The organism is Streptomyces sp. NPDC001617 (assembly GCF_053596855.1).
Genome location: NZ_JBSFHA010000031.1, coordinates 24,727 through 40,642 on the forward strand (window position 1 = coordinate 24,727; position 15,916 = coordinate 40,642).

Genomic DNA, 15,916 nt, shown 5'->3' on the forward strand with positions numbered 1-15,916 from the left:
CCGGGCCGGTCTTGTCAAGGCCCGGGCTTCGCCATGGGCGGGAGGCCCAGCTGGCGGTGCAGGTCGCCGATGGTCTCGTACGCCTGGGTGAGGTGCTTCTCGCGGGTGCGCCAGTCCGTGGCCGTCAGGGCCGCGGTCAGGGTCGGGGTGAGGTGGTGCCCCGTGGGGGTGCGGGTGAAGGCGGTGCCGAGCCATCTGCTGTCCGGCGGGTAGTGGCGGTGCAGGAGCAGGCAGAGCCGCATGAGGTCGCGTACGAGGTGTGCGGCGGCGACGGCCGAGCCGAGTTCGTCGCCTGCCTCGCCGCAGCCCGGGACGGCGGTCTGCTGTTCGCGGATGCGCTGCCAGTGGCGGGCGAGGAGGCGGAGCCAGATCTCGTGGGGGTACCAGCGCAGCCGCGCGCGCAGCGGGGCGAGTTCGCCCAGACCGTCGTGGAAGACGGCGCCGGCGGTGACTCCGGCCAGGCGTGGGGTGGGGGTGGAGAGCCAGTCCGCGGGGGTGATGTCGGAGGTGGGGTCGAAGCCGAGGGCGGCGGTGAACCAGGGGGAGATGTGGGTGACTTCGACGCCGTCGTCGACGGGGCGGTCGTGGAAGGCGCGGGGGAGGTGCGCGGCGAGGACGTGTCTGATGCGCCCCGCGTGGCGGTGGATGTCGTGGCGGCGCAGGAAGAGCTGGAGGCGTGGGCCCGGGGCGGGGTCGGCGGAGCACGGGGTGTCGTATCCGAGCACGTCCGAGCCGCAGCCGATGCGGGCGGCGGAGTGGGGGACGCCGGGCGCCGCTTCTTCGAGCAGCGGGCGTACGGCGTCCGTGTATAAGCGGCGGGAGAGTTCCAGACCGGGGAGGAAGTCGGAGGGAGGGGCGGGCATATTCGTGGCGCTCATGCCGGGGAGCCGTGCCCATTTCGTGAAAGGTCATGCGGGACTTTCACAAGCGGTGGGTCATGTTCCCGGTGTTGTTCCCAGCGTGGTGAGGGCCTCGTCCGTCAGGCGGTAGACCGTCCACTCGTTCTGCGGTCGGGCGCCGAGGGACTCGTAGAAGCCGATGGACGGGGTGTTCCAGTTCAGGACGGCCCATTCCAGGCGCTGGTAGCCGCGTTCGACGCAGAGGCGGGCCAACTCGGCGAGCAGCGCCTTGCCGTGGCCGCCGCCGCGTGCCTCGGGCCGTACGTACAGGTCCTCCAGGTAGATGCCGTGGACACCCCGCCAGGTCGAGAAGTTGAGGAACCAGAGCGCGAAGCCGACGGGTTCGCCGGTGGTGTCGTCGACGGCCATGTGGGCGTGGGCGGCGGGGAGTTCGCCGAAGAGGGCGTCGTGGAGCTGGGCCTCGGTGGCCCTCGCCTCGTGGGGGACCTTTTCGTAGGTGGCCAGTTCGTGGATGAGGGTGCGGATGACGGGGACGTCGGCGGGGGTCGCGGTGCGGATCATGCCGGTCACGCTAGTCGGCGTGGGCGAGCAGACGCCGGGCGATCTCCAGGTGTTCGGGCAGCGGAGCACGGCCCTCCTCCAGCTGCCATACGGAGTTCTGCAGCACCCGGCCCAGCGTCCAGGCGCGTGCCCGGTCCCGGTCCAGGGCGAGGACGTCCGTCATGGCGTCGAAACGCCGGCGGACCTCGTCCGCGGCGAAGCGGTTCCACAGGGCGGGGAAGAGGTCGAAGCCGGGGTCGCCCGCGAGCGGTTTGGGGTCGATGGCCAGCCAGTCGGCGCGGTCCGCACCGAGGACGTTCTCGAAGTGCAGGTCCCAGTGGAGGAGACGGTCGCCGGGCTCGCCGGCCACCTCGCGCACCGCCGCCGCGCAGTCCGCGAGCAGATGGCGTACGGCCGTGTCGGGGACGCCGGGCAACACCGCCGAGGTCCGCTCCAGGAGCCGGGCCGCGATGTCGCCGAGCCGCCGCAGCTCCGCCGGGGCCTCCGTCGCCGTCAGCCGGGCCAGCAGCCGGGCGACGACCAGCGTGGCCTCGCGGGAGTCCGGGAGGTCGGCCAACGGCCGCCCGCTGTCGAGCCGTTCGAGCAGCAGCGTGCCGGTCCCGGCGTCGGACTCCAGGAGCCGGACGGCTCCGTCGCCGTCCCAGGCGCGCAGCGCGACGGGCTCTGAGACGGTCTCCTCGTCGACGTCCTGGAGCTTGAGCACGGCCCGCGAACCGTCGGCCCGCAGCACGGGCAGGACCAGGGCGCACCGGCCGTACATCGACGGCCCGTCCAGCCGCAGCCCCCAGCCCTCCAGGAACCGCCCGGCGCGCTCGCCGAGCCGGGCGACGAAGGCACGGCCCGCGTCCCCGCCGTACCGCTCGTGCTGCGCGATCAGCTCGTCCGGAATGTCGATCACCCTCGTGACGATAGTTGCGTGGCTGAATCGCCTCATGCGATTTTTCCGGGACCTCGGCGACCGACTGTGGGCCTATGTCCGCAGCGCCCCCGGCACCTACGTATGGCTGTCCATCCTGTTCGTGACGACGGTCGCCCTGCATCACATGTCGCCGGAGTTCGAGCAGAACTTCCTGCGGCAGCGGTCCACGAACATCCACGAGCTGTCGAACGACCCGGTACGGGTGCTGGTGCAGAGCGCGATGTGGATCGACAGCGGTCGCTGGCTGCCGTACGCCTTCCTCTACACCGTCTTCCACGCGCAGGCCGAGCGCTGGCTGGGTACGGCGCGCTGGCTGATGGTGTGCGTGGCCGCGCATGTGCTGGCGACGCTGATCAGCGAGGGGGCGCTGCTGCGGGCGGTCCATGAGGGGATCGCGCCGCATTCGGCGGTCGACACCCTTGATATCGGGGTGAGTTACGCGCTGGCCGGGGTGGTGGCCGTACTGACGTACCGGATCGCGTCGCCGTGGCGTTTTCTGTATCTGGCGGCGGTGCTGGTCGTCTACGGGCTGCCGCTGCTCTCCACCCCCACCTTCACCGACTTCGGACATCTCGTCTCCGTGCTGATCGGGCTGGCGTGTTATCCGCTGGTCAGAGGGCGCGGAAAAGCATGGAATCCGAAGGAGACAGTGGCCGCGTTGAGAGGTTAGCTTTCCCGCCATGAGCAGATCGGCCGGCAGCGGCGTCGTGAACGGTGGCATCTCCTTCTGGTACGCGGACGACGGTCTCCCGGTGGTGCGGGAGCCGCTCGTCGGTGACGCGTCGGCGGACGTGGTGATCGTCGGGGGCGGATACACGGGGTTGTGGACCGCGTATTACCTGAAGAAGGCGGTGCCTTTCCTCCGTATCACCGTCCTGGAGCAGAAGTTCTGCGGGTACGGCGCCTCGGGACGCAACGGCGGCTGGCTGTACAACGGCATCGCCGGACGCGACCGGTACGCGAAACTGCACGGCCAGGAGGCCGCCGTACGGCTGCAGAAGGCCATGAACGACACCGTGGACGAGATCGTCCGGGTGGCCGGCGAGGAGGGCGTCGAGGCCGACATCCACAAGGGCGGCGTCCTCGAAGTCGCCACCACGCCCGCGCAGTTGGCCCGGCTGAAGGCGTTCCACGAGCACGAGCTCTCGTACGGGGAGAAGGACCGCGAACTCTACGGCGCCCGCGAGACGGCCGAGCGGATCCGCGTCGCGGGCGCCGTCGGCTCCACCTGGACCCCGCACGGGGCGCGGCTGCACCCGGTGAAGCTGGTGAAGGGGCTGGCCGCTGTCGTCGAGGCCCTCGGGGTGACGATCCACGAGTCGACGCCGGTGACGGAGATCCGCCCGAAGCACGCCGTCACCCCGTACGGCACCGTCCGCGCGCCCTACGTCCTGCGCTGCACGGAGGGCTTCACCGCCGGACTCAAGGGCCAGAAGCGCACCTGGCTGCCCATGAACTCCTCGATGATCGCCACCGAGCCGCTGAGCGAGGAGCAGTGGGCGTCGGTGGGCTGGAACGGGCTGGAGGCGCTCGGCGACATGGCGCACGCGTACATGTACGCCCAGCGCACCGCCGACGGCCGGATCGCGCTCGGCGGGCGCGGGGTGCCGTACCGCTTCGGGTCGAGGACCGACAACGACGGGCGGACGCAGGACGAGACGGTCGAGGCGCTGCGCGACATCCTCGTGCGGTTCTTCCCCTCCCTCGCCGGGGTCGCGATCGGGCACGCCTGGTCGGGCGTGCTCGGGGTGCCCCGGGACTGGTGCGCGACGGTGACGCTGGACCGGTCGACGGGGCTGGGCTGGGCGGGCGGATACGTCGGCTCAGGCGTCGCCACCACGAACCTCGCGGCGCGGACCCTGCGGGACCTGGTCCAGCTGGACTCCGGCCAGGGGCAGAAGACGGACCTCACCGAGCTGCCCTGGGTCGGCCACAAGGTGCGCAAGTGGGAGCCGGAGCCGCTGCGTTGGCTGGGGGTGCGGGGGATGTACGCCACGTACCGCGCGGCGGACGAGCGGGAGCGGATCAGCCACAGCGTGGAGTCGTCGAAGCTTGCGCAGTTCGCTGATCGGGTTGCGGGGCGGCACTAGGCGCTTCGCTGGATGGGGCCGGTTTTTGTCTGCGGGTTCGTGGGGGCTGGTCGCGCAGTTCCCTGCGCCCCTGAAAGGGGCGCTACTGGGACCGTTCCCCAGTTCGTCAGGCCACCGTTTCCGGTACCGGTGCTTGATTCGGTGCCCCCTGCTTCGGTGGCCTCGCCGTCACCATCAACCCGGCCACCAGCCCCGCCAGCAGCATGATCCCGGTGGTCGACGGCGAGATCGGCGCCGCCCGCCTGGACCCGGGCGATCTTCCCGGAACCGCCGGCGAGGCCGATGGTGGTGGCCCCGGTGTTCTTCGCGTACTGCACGAGCAGGGTGCCGATACCGCCGGCCGCGGCCGGGATCACGACCACGGCATCCGGCCCGAGCTCGGCGAACTGCACGATCCCCATCGCCGTACGCCCCGTGCCGATCATGGCGACGGCCTCGGCGAAATCGAGGTTCTCCGGTATCTCGTGCACGCGGTCGACGTCGGTGACGGCGAGTTCGGCGTATCCCCCGGGGGCGAAGCCGAGGTGGGCGACCACGCGCTTGCCGAGCCGGAGCCGGGCGACCCCCTCGCCGAGAGACTCGACGACACCGGCGACCTCACGGCCGGGGCGGTGGGCACGGCGGGCGGCTCGGGGAACGGCCCCGGCTCGCCCTCCCGCAGGGCGGTGTCCAGCAGGTGCACACCGGCCGCCGCCACGGCGACACGGACCTGGCCGGGGCCGGGCGCGGGGTCGGTGACCTCCTCGTAGCGGAGGTTCTCGGGCGGACCGAAGGCGTGCAGGCGGATGGCGTGCATGAGGGTTCCCCCAATGAGTCACTGTCTGTGAAGGAGTCACGGCTCGTGAGTGGCTGTTCGCCGTCGCTCGTGGGCGGCTGTCCGTCGTCGGCCCCACCCTTCAACCTCAAGTATGCTTGAGGTCACGCCGTCGTGACGGTGGTGCGGTGCATGGGTCTCCCCCGGGTCGGGCGCCTGCTTCGCTGTTCGCTGACGGCCGTGCTGGGCTCTTTGTGGAGAGGACTCATCTGGCGTCAGGAATTCGACATCCGGGGTGTTGTCGCAGGTCAGGGTGATTGTCAGTGGTGGGGTGCAGCATGGGGGCATGGTGAGGCGAGCGATGAGTGGGACGGGTGGAGCCGCTGGGGCGGGCGGCGGCCCCGGTGGTTCTCGGCGTGCGGCGGTGAAGGGGGCGCGGCGGCCCGAGCTGCGGTTGCCGGAGCTGCAGCCGTTCCGGGGAGGGGAGTTGGAGCCGGACGGGGACTACGACGGGCTGGATTTCCGGGACGGGGACTTCGCCGGGCAGGACGGGAGCGGCGCCCGGTTCATGGACTGCGCGGTGACGGGCTGCGCGGTGGACGAGACGCGGCTGCGTCACGCGCGGCTGCTCGACTCGGTCCTGACGGGCCTACGAGGCGTCGGCACCGATCTCGCGGAGGCGACCCTGCGTGACGTGGAGCTGGTCGACGCCCGTCTGGGCGGCACGCAGATGCACGGCGCGGTCCTGGAGCGGGTCGTCATCCGCGGCGGCAAGATCGACTACCTGAACCTGCGCACGGCCAGGCTGCGGGACGTCGTCTTCGAGAACTGCGTCCTCGTCGAACCGGACTTCGGCGGCGCCCGGCTCGAACGCGTGGAGTTCGTGGACTGCGCCCTGAAGCAGGCGGACCTCACATCGGCGGTCCTCAAGGACGTCGACCTCAGAGCGGCGACCGAGTTCAGCATCGCGCGAGGGGTGGACCGGCTGACGGGGGCGGTGGTGAGTACGGCGCAACTGATGGATCTGGCACCGGTGTTGGCGGCGGAGATGGGGATCAGAGTGGAGGACTGACGGGAAGACCAGCCCGGGGGGCGGCAGCCCCCGGCGGACGCCCGCTCAGCTCACCGCACCCTCGGAAAGCGGGCCTGCAGTGTCCAGATGGCCGGGTTCTCGCCCAGAGACTCGTGCAGGTCCACCAGATCGGCGATCAGGTCGTGCAGGAAGTCCCGTGCCTCGCGGCGCAGTTCGGTGTGGGAGAAGGTCAGCGGGGGCTCCTCCGCCGGCATCCAGTCCGACTCGATGTCCACCCAGCCGAAGCGGCGCTCGAAGAGCATGCGGTCGGTGGACTCGGTGAAGTCCAGCTCGGCGTGCTGGGGGCGGGAGGCACGTGACCCCGCCGGATCCCGGTCGATCCGCTCCACGATGTCGCACAGCGCCCACGCGAAGTCGAGCACCGGCACCCATCCCCAGGCTGTGGACAGTTCCCGGTCGGCCTTGGTGTCGGCGAGGTAGACGTCCCCGCAGAACAGATCATGGCGCAGGGCGTGGACGTCCGCGCGGCGGTAGTCCGTCTGCGGCGGGTCCGGGAAGCGGTTGGAGAGGGCGTAGCCGATGTCGAGCACGTACGAGATGGTCGCATGCCACCTTAGGATCACTGGAGTGTCCCGATCCGTACCGGTTGTCCCGGCCGCCCTGCTCGCCCTCGCCCTCACCGCGTGCTCCGGCGGCGGCGTCCACGGCACCCCCGGCGGCTCCGGCGTGCACGACCCGTACTTCCCGAAGGCGGGCAACGGCGGATACGACGTCGGCCACTACGACCTGAAGCTGGCCTACGCCCCGGACTCCGCCGGTCGCCCACACCTCACCGGCACCGCCACCCTCACGGCCCGAGCCACCAAGAACCTCTCCGCCTTCGACCTCGACCTCAAGGGCCTGGACGTCCAGGACGTCACCGTCGAAGGCAGACCGGCCCGCTGGAACCGCACCGGCCAGGAACTCACCGTCCGTCCCCACGACGTCCTCGACGCCGACGAGACCTTCCGCGTCACCGTCCGGTACTCCGGCACCCCCGAGACCCTCACCGACCCCGACGGCTCCCAGGAGGGCTGGCTGCGCACCGCCGACGGCGCGCTGGCCCTCGGCGAGCCGACGGGGTCGATGGCCTGGTTCCCCGGCAACCACCACCCGTCCGACAAGGCGTCGTACGACATCACGATCACGGTGCCGAAGGGTCTGCAGGCGGTCTCCAACGGCGAGTTGACGAGCGAGACGACGACCGACGGCCGTACGACATTCGCCTGGCACACCGCCGAACCCATGGCCGACTACCTCGCCACGGTCGCCATCGGCCACTACGACATCACCCGCTCCACCACCGGCAAGGACCGTCTGCCGGTGTACGTCGCGGTCGACCCCACCCAGTCCAAAGCCGGCCGCGAGGTACTGGCGAAGATCCCGGAGATCATGGACTGGGAGGAGTACAACTTCGGCCCGTACCCCTTCTCCTCCACCGGCGCGATCGTCGACCGCCCGCAGGACGCCGGTTACGCCCTGGAGACCCAGACCCGCCCCGTCTTCCCCGGTGCCCCCGACACCACCACCCTCGTCCACGAACTCGCCCACCAGTGGTACGGCGACTCCGTCACCCCGAAGTCCTGGCGCGACATGTGGCTCAACGAGGGCTTCGCGACCTACGCCGAGTGGCTGTGGGCCGAGGACCACGACGGCGACACCGCCCAGCAGACCTTCGACCACCTCTACGCCCACGGCGAGGACGACTACCCCGACCTCTGGTCCTTCCCCCCGGCCGACCCGGCCGGCGCCGCACACATCTCCGACGACCCGGTCTACGTACGCGGCGCGATGGTCCTCCAGAAGATCCGCCGGACGGTCGGCGACGACAGGTTCTACGACATCATCCAGGGCTGGGCGGCGACCCATCGCCACGGCAACGCGGACACCGACGACTTCACGACGTACGTGGAGAAGATGGCGCCGGGGAAGGACTTCGGGGGGATCTGGAGCGACTGGCTGTACGGGAAGGGAAAGCCGGACCACCCCTGAGGAGCGGTCCGGCATCGCGTGATCAGTTGTAGCTCGCCTTGCTCTGCACGATGTACGCCGGGCCGGAGGCGGCCTTGACGGTGGTGGACGTCGTGCGGACCGTGGCGTTGCGGAGGGTCAGGCCGGTCCTGGCGCTGATGCTGACCGAGGTCAGGGTGAGCCCGGTGATCGGCCGCTCGGGGAGGCCGACGATCTGGCCGGCCTCGTTGGCCCCGGTCGCGGTGATGCCCGAGATGGTGATGTCGTGGTAGTTCGGGGTGGTGCCGGTGATCGCCTGGGCGGGGTCGCCGTCCGCGGGGACCTTCGGGTAGTAGCCGACGACCTGGATGGGGGTCGTCACATCGGTCATCTTGAGGTTCTTGTACGTGATGTCGTGGACCTCGCCGCCGCGGTCGCGTGCGGTCTTGATGCGGACACCGGCGGTGGTGCCGGTGAGCGTGTTGTCGTGGATGTCGATGCCGTAGACGCCGCCGGCGGTGTAGCTGCCGATGGACAGCCCATGGCCGTGCAGGATCGTGCAGCCGCTCAGCGAGATGTCGTGGGCGGGCCCGCCCGACGGCGAGGAGTCGATGGCGATGTCGTCGTCACCGACGTCGATCGTGCTGCCGGTCACCGCGACGCCCGAGGACGACCACACGTCGATTCCGTCGGTGTTGGGCGAGTCCGAGGGCGACGAGATCGTGAGCTTGTCGAGGGTGGCCGTGGTCACCTTCTTGAGGGTGAGGTGCACGTTCGGGGCGTTTCTGAGCGTGATCCCGGTGATCTTCAGGTTCGAGGCGGTGTCGACCGAGATCAGACCGGGCCGGGGCGACAGGGTCTGGCCCGCGGCCTTCTCCGCCTTGATCTTGGCCCACCAGGGGGCGCCCTGGCCGTCGATGGTGCCCGCACCGGTGATCGTGAGGTTCTTCCCGGACCCGGCCAGCAGCGGGGCGAGCTTCGATCCCGACGAGGCGTAGTCCGCCGCGTTCTGCGAGGCGAGCAGGGTCGCTCCCGCATCGATGCGGAAGGTGAGGTCGCCGGGCAGGGTCAGGGCGCCCGACAGGTACGTGCCGCTCGTCAGCTCCACCGTGCCCTTGCCCGCGCAGGCGTTGATCGCCTTCTGCAGGGCGGCGGTGTCCTTCGTCGTGCCGTCGGCCTTCGCTCCGTAGGAGGTGGGGTCGCAGACCGTGCCGGACGAGGTGCTGCCGCTGGTCGTCGCTGTCGCGATCGGGTTCCAGCCGTCCGAGCCGGCCAGGTACGCGGCGGGGGTGTACTTCGCCGCCTGGGCGTCGCTCAACTGCGGCCGGTTGGCGTTGACCGTGGCCCCCGCTCCGGTGTTCCTGTACTCGCTGAAGCGGGCCTTCGTCCAGACGGAGCCGGACATGTCGCTCCAGGGGTGCCCGGTGTTGACGAAGGACCCGAGGTCGGACTCGCGGTAGAGGACCTGCGCGTCCTGCCGCCACGGCCGGCCGAGGCTGCCGGTCTTGGTGGCCGAAGGCCCGGTGATCCTCGACTTGTAGAACAGGTAGCCGTAGGAACGGCTCGCCGGTGTGCTGGCCGCGGTGAGGTAACCGCCGCTGCCCAGCTGGTGGATCTCGTTCTGGTCGAAGACCGCGATCCCGCCGCCGAAGATGAAGTCGACGGTGCCTTCGACGTACGACTTCAGGAAGTAGGCCCGTGCGGAGTTGTTGACCAGGAGGGTGTCCTGGTGGCCGAGTATCCGTACGTTCGTGAGGACCGCGCGGTCGGCGGACAGGCTCAGGGCGACCGCCTGGCCGGTGCTGTTGGTCCCGGTGTCGTAGTCGTTGGAGATGGTCAGGTTCGAGGCCGAGAAGTCGTGGCCGTCGACGAACGCGGTCGCGCTGCCGGAGGTTCCGTAGGTCGTCCCGTCCGCCTTCTTGGTGCCGGCCCCGTGGTTCTCGACCAGCACGACGTCGGAGGCGGCCGACCCGAGGCCCTTCAGCGTCACATAGGGCTTGTTGCCCGGGACCGTGAAGACGCCCCGGTAGGTGCCCTTCTTGATGGCGACGGTCACCGGCTTGGTGTTGTTGACCGGGACCTTGTCGATCGCCGCCTGGACGGTCTTGACGTCACCGCTGCCGTCGGCCGCCACCGTGATGGTCGTACCCGAAGTACCCGACGTACCCGACGTGGCGGTCGGCTGCGGGGTGTTCGAGGCGGTGGTGCCGACCGCGGTCAGCGACCAGCGCTTGTTGCTGTTGGTGGAACAGGTCTCCTGGACGACGGCGGCGCCGGGCGCGGTGCTCGCCCCCGCGTCGCTGACGCACAGACCGCTGCCGGCGTTGACGATCTGGTAGGTGTGGTCCCGCGCCGGCTTCAGCGTCCACAGCTGGTTGGCCTGGTCGTTCCCGCAGCCCCACTGCTGGAGGCGGGTCCCGGAGGCGGTGGAGCCGCCGGTGACGTCGAGGCACAGCCCACTGGCCACGGACTTGATGGCGAACCGCCCCGATCCGCGGTCGGCCAGGGTCCACTGCTGGTTGCCCTGCCCCGCGGCGCAGCCCCACTGCTGGACCTGCGTGCCGGGGGACGAACCGCCCCCGACGAGATCCATGCACAGGCCGCTCCTGGCGACCGCCAGGTTGTACGTGCCCGCCTTGACGTCGGTCGCCCCGTCACCGGAGCCCGCGACGACGGTGGCCGCCGCCGCGACCCCGCCCAGGACGACGAGGACCGCCACGCCCGCGGGCGCCGCGATACGCCACCGGGGTCGCCCGCTCCGGGCCCGCTTGCCGCGTCTGAGGTACATGTCGTCGGGTTTCCTTTCTCCGCTGTCGTTACGGAGACGGCCCACCCCTGCGGCCCATAACAAGTTCCCGCACACGAATTTCAGGCCGCGTCCACGGGGGTTGAATCATGGCCCGCCGACTCTGTGAGGAACTTGAGCGGTGCGGTGCGAACCGTCACACCCGTCGCTCAAGATCCCGTCGCATCGCCGCCCGTGCCGCCCACACCGCCTGTCCGTGCCTGAGTCGCTGCTCCTGGAACTCGGGTGAGTCGAGGGACGGCTCTCCGGTGGCGAAGATCTCCTGGAGTTCGCGCAGGGTGCCGTAGACCTCCTCCAGCACATCCGCCATCCTCTGAGGCGCGCAGATCAGAACCGACTCACGGACCTCGTCGCACCCCGACCCCCGAAACGCCTCCCGTACGGCGGCCTCCAGCCCGTCCTGCCCGCGATGCGCGACAGCGTCGGCATGCATGGACTCGTACGCCTGCCGGTACTTCGTCAGGCACGTCACATAGATGTCCTTGCGCTCCTGATGCCCCCGCACGGCCGACTCCCGCCGCCACCGCACCCGGTCCGCGACCAGCGTCGACCCGACACCGATCAACGCACCGAGCCCTGTCCCCGCCAAGGTCGTCCACTCCACGTCGGCATACTGCACGCCGGGTCTGCGGTTCACTCGGCCGGGGTGTGCAGTTCCTTCCGCAACACCGCGCAGGGGCGGCCGAGTTGGAGGTCGGGTCGGTGGGCGATCACCTCGTAGCCGAGGGTGGTCCAGAAGGCCAGTCCCTTCGGGTTGTTCTCCAGTACGGCGAGACGTACGGCGTCCCGGCCCGCCTCCCGGAATCGGGTCTCGACGAGGGTGGCCAACCGGCGCCCGTAGCCCCGCCCGTGCACGTCCGCGTCCACCATCAGCAGCCCGATCCACGGGTCCGGGTCGGCCGGGTCGGGGTGGTGGGCGAGCGTGATGGCGATCCCGACCAAACGCCCCTCGCTACGGGCCAGGAGCACCTCGATGTCCGGGTTGACCAGCTCGTCGGCCAGCGCGACCGCCACTTGCTCGGGGCGGATGTCGTCCGGATCCGGGAAGTCGCCGCTGAGGGCGTGGAACTCGCGGTTGGAGGCGTAGAGCGCGGTGAGTTCGGTGAGCAACTCGCCGGGGAGGGCGCCGTCCTTCGGCGAGAGCTGTTCGAGAAGCATGGGAGGACGCTATCGGCGATGATCTCCTCATGAGTCGGCGCGCGGTGACCCTGGACGAGATCGTTGCGGAGGACTGGCCGGCCGTTCATTCCTGGGCGTGTCTCGCGGAGGTGTGCCGTTATCAGGGGTGGGGGCCGAACACGGAGGAACAGACACGGGAGTTCGTGAGGGAGGCAGCTGAGGCGTGGTCGTGCAGGCCGCGGCACCGGCTGCCGTACGTCGCCCGGATCGGGGCGGAGGTGGTGGGCATGGGTGAGCTGCACATTCACAGCCGTGACCAGCGCCAGGGCGAGATCAGGTACGTCGTGCATCCACGCCTCTGGGGCCAGGGCATCGGCACGGAGATCGGTCGACAGCTTCTCTCCCACGGCTTCGACGACCTCGGACTCCACCGGATCCACGCCACCTGCGACCCCCGGAACACCGGTTCGTCCCGGGTGCTGACGAAACTGGGCATGACCTACGAAGGCCGCCTCCGTCATACGGCACTGATCCGCGACGGCTGGCGGGACTCCCTGATGTTCAGCCTCCTGGAAGACGAGTGGGGGACCGTCGAGCATCAACCGCCCAGGTCCACTGGGTAAATTCCACCTCCCGGAACCACACCACGATCCACGATCAGGCCACGGAAGACGATGACGACACAGCCCCCGCCGCCACCGCCGTACGGCAACCAACCCCCGTACGGCCAACAGCCCCCGCCTCCACCGACAGCCGCCCCACCCGGCTTCGGCCCACCGCCCCCGCAGTACGCCACCCCGGCCCCACCCCAACTTCCCGCCGAGGGCCCGGAGTTCATGGCGGTGGATGTCCACAACTCCATCGTGGTCGACATCGCCGGCATCGCCTTCGAGGACCACGGCGCGTCCGTCGAGTTCCCCTGGCCGGAGATCCGCAGCGTCCACTACAAGGCGAGCCCCAACGGCAAGGCCCTGATGATGGCGGTGATCCATCTGGACGGCCGCTTCTACGAGTGCGTGGTCCAGGCGAAACCGAGGGCACAGCTGGGCGAGTGGTTCGGGCAACTGGCGTCGGTGCTGGGGTATTACCGGCCGATGGGCTGGTAGAGCGGCAGGTCGTCGGTCGAGATCGTCCAGTTGCCGATGGTGACGTCCTCGCCGTAGACGAAGTCCTTGCGGGTGGCGTAGCGGGGGCCTTCGGGGGTGATGTGGATGTCGGTGAGGACGGCGCCCTCGCCGGTGCGGGGGTCGAAGATCGCGTAGACGGGGACGCCGATCAAGGGGTAGTCGCGCAGCTGGGTGACCCAGTCGTTGTCGGGGTTGGAGCGGGAGACGATTTCGATGGCGGCGATGAGCGTACGAGGGTCGAAGGCCCCGTCTCCCTCCATGTCCGCCATGTCGCCGCCTTTCGGGTCGATCCCCTCATAGGCTCGACCGTGGAGGTGAAGTGCTTCAGCCGCCCTGACCAGTTCGTCGGCTCGGAGCGAGACAGCGCCGAGGAAGTCTGCCGGAGCGACGCGAGCCGCCTCTTCGGCCCCCAAGGCGTACTCCCATTTCCAGCTCACTCGCGAACTGCCTTCAGGGCCTCTTCGAGAACTGCGCTCAGCTCGCGAAGCGCTTCCTGCGCGATGGCCGAATCCTCGTGTTCCAGATTGCCCTCCGCCTGGGCGTAGCGGGCGGACAGGTCCGGCCGACGGGCGATCTCGATCTCCTTGGCCCAGATCAGGACCCAGCTCGGGTGCTGGATGAGATGGTTGCCGATCACCGTGAACCGGCTGGTGTGGCGGGTGTGGTCGTGGATCAGGCCGCCGCCGGTTTCGGGGTCCCGGATCGGGTGGTTCTTGGCGGCAACACGGGACTGGGCGCGCTGGGGCGCGCTAGGGTTTTCGGTGTCCATCGGGAAGCTGCTTCTTCCTTGGTGGTCAGGCCCTCGCACTGGGATGCCAGTCCCGGCGAGGGCCGTCGCATGTCTGCGGTTGTGTTGCGCTGAGCGTAGGGCAGGCAACCGGGCCGAAATCCAGCTGAGTTGGCGATGTTCACTCGCGCGGGTGAGCGGCCCGGGTTTGGTTTGGTGGGGGTCCTTTCACCTGTTCGTTCCTTGGGAAAGGCGTCCCGAGCCGCCGAAGCACGGACCCACCGGAGCACGCTCCACCGTGCTCCGGTCGAGCCGGACATCGGCCCACACCGTCTTGCGTGGCGACAGCCCCGGTGCGACGCCCCACTCGTCGGCGAGGGCGTCCACGATCACGAGACCTCGGCCCGACTCGGCGTCGGGGGAGGAGAGTTGGGGGCTTGGCATACGGTCACCCCGGGTGTCCGTGACCTCGATACGGAGGGTGTCGCCGACGACGTAGAGCGTCAGGCGGAAGTCGCGGCCCGGTACGCGGCCGTGGGTCGCCGCGTTTGCCGCCAGCTCGCCCACGATGTGCGCCGCCGGGTCCAACGGGAGCTCCCAGGCGCGGAGTTGCTCGGTCGCCAGCAGTCGGGCGAGGCGGGCTCCCCGTGGGGTGGGGGAGAGCTGGACGCTGAAGTTGCGGATCACGGCGGTTTCTTGATTCACGTCACTCAGCGTGGTGGTGCGTGCGTACCGTGAACAGTGACGATGCCGTTGCGTACGGTGACTGTCCGGGGGTTGTCCGGTGGTGTCCGGGCTGTCGGGAGGGGCCGTACGGGTAGGGGCGGCGTGCGTACGGACGGACGGCGGAGGGGCGCGGGATGAGTGTGAACGGCGAGGCGGACGAGCCGGGTTGGGAGGTCGACCCGGACGACGAGTGGGGCTTGGCGGTGCTCGCGACCGTCGGACGCCAGCTGAAGCTGCGGCGGGAGACGGTGGGGATGCGGGCCGCCGAGTTCGGGGAGACCGTCGGCTACGGCGAGGACATGGTCTACAAGGTCGAGGGCGGCAAACGGATTCCCCGGCAGGAGTACCTCAACAAGGCCGACGAGGTGTTGCAGGCGGGTGGGCTCATCGCCGCGGCGTGGGAGGACGTGAAGAAAGTCCGGTACCCGAAGAAGGTGCGGGAACTGGCGAAGCTGGAGGCGCAGGCGGTTGAGATCGGGGTGTACGAGTGCAACAGCGTCCACGGGCTGTTGCAGACGCCGGATCACGCGCGGGCCCTCTTCGAGGCGGCGCAGCCGCCGTATTCGCAAGACGACGTGGAACGCATGGTGGTCGCTCGCTTGGCCCGGCAGTCGGTCTTCGACCGTGACCCGGCCCCGTCCATCCACTTCGTGCTGGAAGAGGCGGTCGTACGTCGACAGGTCGGGGGCACAATGGTGTGGCGACAGCAGCTCGAACGTCTGCTGGAAGCGGGGAGGATGCGCAACGTCACGCTTCAAGTCATGCGGACGAACAGCGATGCTCACCCAGGGCTGGACGGCAAGATCGAGCTGCTGAAGTTTCCGGACGGCACAGCGGTTGGGCGTTCGGACGGCGCCTTCAACGGCCGCCCCATCACTGACCCGAAACAACTCCGCATCCTTGAGCTGCGGTATGGCACCATCCGGGCTCAGGCTCTCCCGCCACGGGAGTCACTGGCCTTTGTCGAGCAACTGCTGGGAGAGACATGATCCGCAAGACCGCTGCCGGGGATGCCTCCGAGCTGGTGTGGTTCAAGAGCAGCTACAGCAGTGGCACGGATGGCAACTCCTGCGTCGAAATCGCGATAGCACCCCGCACCATCCACATCCGCGACTCCAAGCACACCACCGGCCCCCGCCTCACCGTCACCCCCACGGCCTGGGCGACCTTCGTGCCGTACGCCTCCGAGAGCTGACCGAACGCCG

At 69.7% G+C, this 15,916-nt stretch carries 17 protein-coding genes and 2 pseudogenes; 8 read left to right on the forward strand and 11 right to left on the reverse strand.

Translation table 11 applies throughout. The features are described 5' to 3' along the window. Nucleotides 1-14: 14 nt before the first annotated feature. The 3 genes from ACWC09_RS23565 to ACWC09_RS23575 are packed head-to-tail and all read right to left on the reverse strand — an operon-like array spanning nt 15 to nt 2,355. Nucleotides 15-878: a DUF4037 domain-containing protein gene (locus ACWC09_RS23565; protein WP_450852545.1), complete on the reverse strand. Its 864-nt coding sequence runs from the start codon at nt 876-878 to the stop codon at nt 15-17. A 57-nt stretch (nt 879-935) separates the two neighbouring features. After that, on the reverse strand, nt 936-1,421 hold the full coding sequence (locus ACWC09_RS23570; RefSeq protein WP_450852546.1) for an N-acetyltransferase family protein: 486 nt from the start codon (nt 1,419-1,421) through the stop codon (nt 936-938). A 10-nt stretch (nt 1,422-1,431) separates the two neighbouring features. Further along, nucleotides 1,432-2,355 (reverse strand): aminoglycoside phosphotransferase family protein, encoded by a 924-nt coding sequence (locus tag ACWC09_RS23575; RefSeq protein ID WP_450852547.1) that lies wholly within the window; start codon nt 2,353-2,355, stop codon nt 1,432-1,434. Here ACWC09_RS23575 and ACWC09_RS23580 point away from each other — a divergent pair. Further along, complete coding sequence (locus ACWC09_RS23580) at nt 2,354-3,010, forward strand: rhomboid-like protein (protein ID WP_450852548.1); 657 nt, start codon at nt 2,354-2,356, stop codon at nt 3,008-3,010. The genes ACWC09_RS23575 and ACWC09_RS23580 overlap by 2 nt on opposite strands. A gap of 10 nt (nt 3,011-3,020) precedes the next feature. Continuing rightward, the gene (locus ACWC09_RS23585; RefSeq protein ID WP_450852549.1) at nt 3,021-4,430 is read left to right on the forward strand and encodes an NAD(P)/FAD-dependent oxidoreductase; all 1,410 of its coding nucleotides are present in this window, start codon (nt 3,021-3,023) and stop codon (nt 4,428-4,430) included. Nucleotides 4,431-4,630: 200 nt separating this feature from the next. Here ACWC09_RS23585 and ACWC09_RS23590 read toward each other — a convergent pair. After that, a pseudogene (locus ACWC09_RS23590) lies at nt 4,631-5,226 on the reverse strand (alcohol dehydrogenase catalytic domain-containing protein); the annotation flags it as partial. Between the two features lie 304 nt (nt 5,227-5,530). On the opposite strand from ACWC09_RS23590, the gene ACWC09_RS23595 reads away from it, so the two are divergent. Beyond that, a complete protein-coding gene (locus ACWC09_RS23595; protein ID WP_450852550.1) occupies nt 5,531-6,256 on the forward strand; it encodes a pentapeptide repeat-containing protein in 726 nt (241 codons plus the stop codon). Between the two features lie 50 nt (nt 6,257-6,306). On the opposite strand, the gene ACWC09_RS23600 is transcribed toward ACWC09_RS23595, so the two are convergent. After that, nucleotides 6,307-6,807 (reverse strand): hypothetical protein, encoded by a 501-nt coding sequence (locus tag ACWC09_RS23600; RefSeq protein WP_450852551.1) that lies wholly within the window; start codon nt 6,805-6,807, stop codon nt 6,307-6,309. A gap of 37 nt (nt 6,808-6,844) precedes the next feature. On the opposite strand from ACWC09_RS23600, the gene ACWC09_RS23605 reads away from it, so the two are divergent. Then, on the forward strand, nt 6,845-8,248 hold the full coding sequence (locus tag ACWC09_RS23605; protein WP_450852552.1) for a M1 family metallopeptidase: 1,404 nt from the start codon (nt 6,845-6,847) through the stop codon (nt 8,246-8,248). 22 nt (nt 8,249-8,270) lie between these two features. Here ACWC09_RS23605 and ACWC09_RS23610 read toward each other — a convergent pair whose 3' ends face one another. The 3 genes from ACWC09_RS23610 to ACWC09_RS23620 all read right to left on the reverse strand — a co-directional run bounded on the left by ACWC09_RS23610 (nt 8,271) and on the right by ACWC09_RS23620 (nt 12,170). After that, nucleotides 8,271-10,994, reverse strand: a complete 2,724-nt coding sequence (locus ACWC09_RS23610) for a pectinesterase family protein (RefSeq protein WP_450852553.1) — start codon at nt 10,992-10,994, stop codon at nt 8,271-8,273. 154 nt (nt 10,995-11,148) lie between these two features. Then, nucleotides 11,149-11,649 carry a hypothetical protein gene (locus ACWC09_RS23615; RefSeq protein WP_450852554.1) on the reverse strand — a complete coding sequence of 167 codons (501 nt, stop codon included), beginning with the start codon at nt 11,647-11,649 and terminating at the stop codon, nt 11,149-11,151. Further along, nucleotides 11,646-12,170 (reverse strand): GNAT family N-acetyltransferase, encoded by a 525-nt coding sequence (locus tag ACWC09_RS23620; protein ID WP_450852555.1) that lies wholly within the window; start codon nt 12,168-12,170, stop codon nt 11,646-11,648. The genes ACWC09_RS23615 and ACWC09_RS23620 overlap by 4 nt, the downstream gene beginning before the upstream one ends. A 29-nt stretch (nt 12,171-12,199) precedes the next feature. On the opposite strand from ACWC09_RS23620, the gene ACWC09_RS23625 reads away from it, so the two are divergent. Both ACWC09_RS23625 and ACWC09_RS23630 read left to right on the forward strand, forming a co-directional pair. Further along, on the forward strand, nt 12,200-12,754 hold the full coding sequence (locus tag ACWC09_RS23625) for a GNAT family N-acetyltransferase (RefSeq protein WP_450852556.1): 555 nt from the start codon (nt 12,200-12,202) through the stop codon (nt 12,752-12,754). A 51-nt stretch (nt 12,755-12,805) separates the two neighbouring features. Beyond that, nucleotides 12,806-13,237 (forward strand): hypothetical protein, encoded by a 432-nt coding sequence (locus ACWC09_RS23630; RefSeq protein WP_450852557.1) that lies wholly within the window; start codon nt 12,806-12,808, stop codon nt 13,235-13,237. On the opposite strand, the pseudogene ACWC09_RS23635 reads toward ACWC09_RS23630, so the two are convergent. The 3 genes and pseudogenes from ACWC09_RS23635 to ACWC09_RS23645 form a co-directional block, all read right to left on the reverse strand. Then, nucleotides 13,216-13,524 (reverse strand): annotated as a pseudogene (locus tag ACWC09_RS23635) (Uma2 family endonuclease); the annotation flags it as partial. The gene ACWC09_RS23630 and the pseudogene ACWC09_RS23635 sit on opposite strands and share 22 nt — an antisense overlap. A gap of 167 nt (nt 13,525-13,691) precedes the next feature. Continuing rightward, on the reverse strand, nt 13,692-14,027 hold the full coding sequence (locus ACWC09_RS23640; protein ID WP_450852558.1) for a hypothetical protein: 336 nt from the start codon (nt 14,025-14,027) through the stop codon (nt 13,692-13,694). Between the two features lie 186 nt (nt 14,028-14,213). Further along, nucleotides 14,214-14,690 carry an ATP-binding protein gene (locus ACWC09_RS23645; RefSeq protein ID WP_450852559.1) on the reverse strand — a complete coding sequence of 159 codons (477 nt, stop codon included), beginning with the start codon at nt 14,688-14,690 and terminating at the stop codon, nt 14,214-14,216. A 155-nt stretch (nt 14,691-14,845) separates the two neighbouring features. Here ACWC09_RS23645 and ACWC09_RS23650 point away from each other — a divergent pair, with 155 nt between their 5' ends. Both ACWC09_RS23650 and ACWC09_RS23655 read left to right on the forward strand, forming a co-directional pair. Further along, the gene (locus ACWC09_RS23650; RefSeq protein ID WP_450852560.1) at nt 14,846-15,700 is read left to right on the forward strand and encodes a helix-turn-helix domain-containing protein; all 855 of its coding nucleotides are present in this window, start codon (nt 14,846-14,848) and stop codon (nt 15,698-15,700) included. Continuing rightward, nucleotides 15,697-15,906: a DUF397 domain-containing protein gene (locus ACWC09_RS23655; protein WP_450852561.1), complete on the forward strand. Its 210-nt coding sequence runs from the start codon at nt 15,697-15,699 to the stop codon at nt 15,904-15,906. Before ACWC09_RS23650 ends, ACWC09_RS23655 begins: the two co-directional genes overlap by 4 nt. Nucleotides 15,907-15,916 lie beyond the last annotated feature (10 nt).

Excerpts from the sequence above, each read along its gene's own strand:
- ACWC09_RS23565 (WP_450852545.1), bottom strand. The coding sequence starts at position 878 with ATGAGCGCCACGAATATGCCCGCCCCTCCCTCCGACTTCCTCCCCGGT.
- ACWC09_RS23570 (WP_450852546.1), bottom strand. The coding sequence starts at position 1,421 with ATGATCCGCACCGCGACCCCCGCCGACGTCCCCGTCATCCGCACCCTC.
- ACWC09_RS23580 (WP_450852548.1), top strand. The coding sequence starts at position 2,354 with ATGCGATTTTTCCGGGACCTCGGCGACCGACTGTGGGCCTATGTCCGC.
- ACWC09_RS23575 (WP_450852547.1), bottom strand. The coding sequence starts at position 2,355 with ATGAGGCGATTCAGCCACGCAACTATCGTCACGAGGGTGATCGACATT.
- ACWC09_RS23585 (WP_450852549.1), top strand. The coding sequence starts at position 3,021 with ATGAGCAGATCGGCCGGCAGCGGCGTCGTGAACGGTGGCATCTCCTTC.
- ACWC09_RS23595 (WP_450852550.1), top strand. The coding sequence starts at position 5,531 with ATGGTGAGGCGAGCGATGAGTGGGACGGGTGGAGCCGCTGGGGCGGGC.
- ACWC09_RS23610 (WP_450852553.1), bottom strand. The coding sequence starts at position 10,994 with ATGTACCTCAGACGCGGCAAGCGGGCCCGGAGCGGGCGACCCCGGTGG.
- ACWC09_RS23620 (WP_450852555.1), bottom strand. The coding sequence starts at position 12,170 with ATGCTTCTCGAACAGCTCTCGCCGAAGGACGGCGCCCTCCCCGGCGAG.
- ACWC09_RS23625 (WP_450852556.1), top strand. The coding sequence starts at position 12,200 with ATGAGTCGGCGCGCGGTGACCCTGGACGAGATCGTTGCGGAGGACTGG.
- ACWC09_RS23630 (WP_450852557.1), top strand. The coding sequence starts at position 12,806 with ATGACGACACAGCCCCCGCCGCCACCGCCGTACGGCAACCAACCCCCG.
- ACWC09_RS23640 (WP_450852558.1), bottom strand. The coding sequence starts at position 14,027 with ATGGACACCGAAAACCCTAGCGCGCCCCAGCGCGCCCAGTCCCGTGTT.
- ACWC09_RS23650 (WP_450852560.1), top strand. The coding sequence starts at position 14,846 with ATGAGTGTGAACGGCGAGGCGGACGAGCCGGGTTGGGAGGTCGACCCG.
- ACWC09_RS23655 (WP_450852561.1), top strand. The coding sequence starts at position 15,697 with ATGATCCGCAAGACCGCTGCCGGGGATGCCTCCGAGCTGGTGTGGTTC.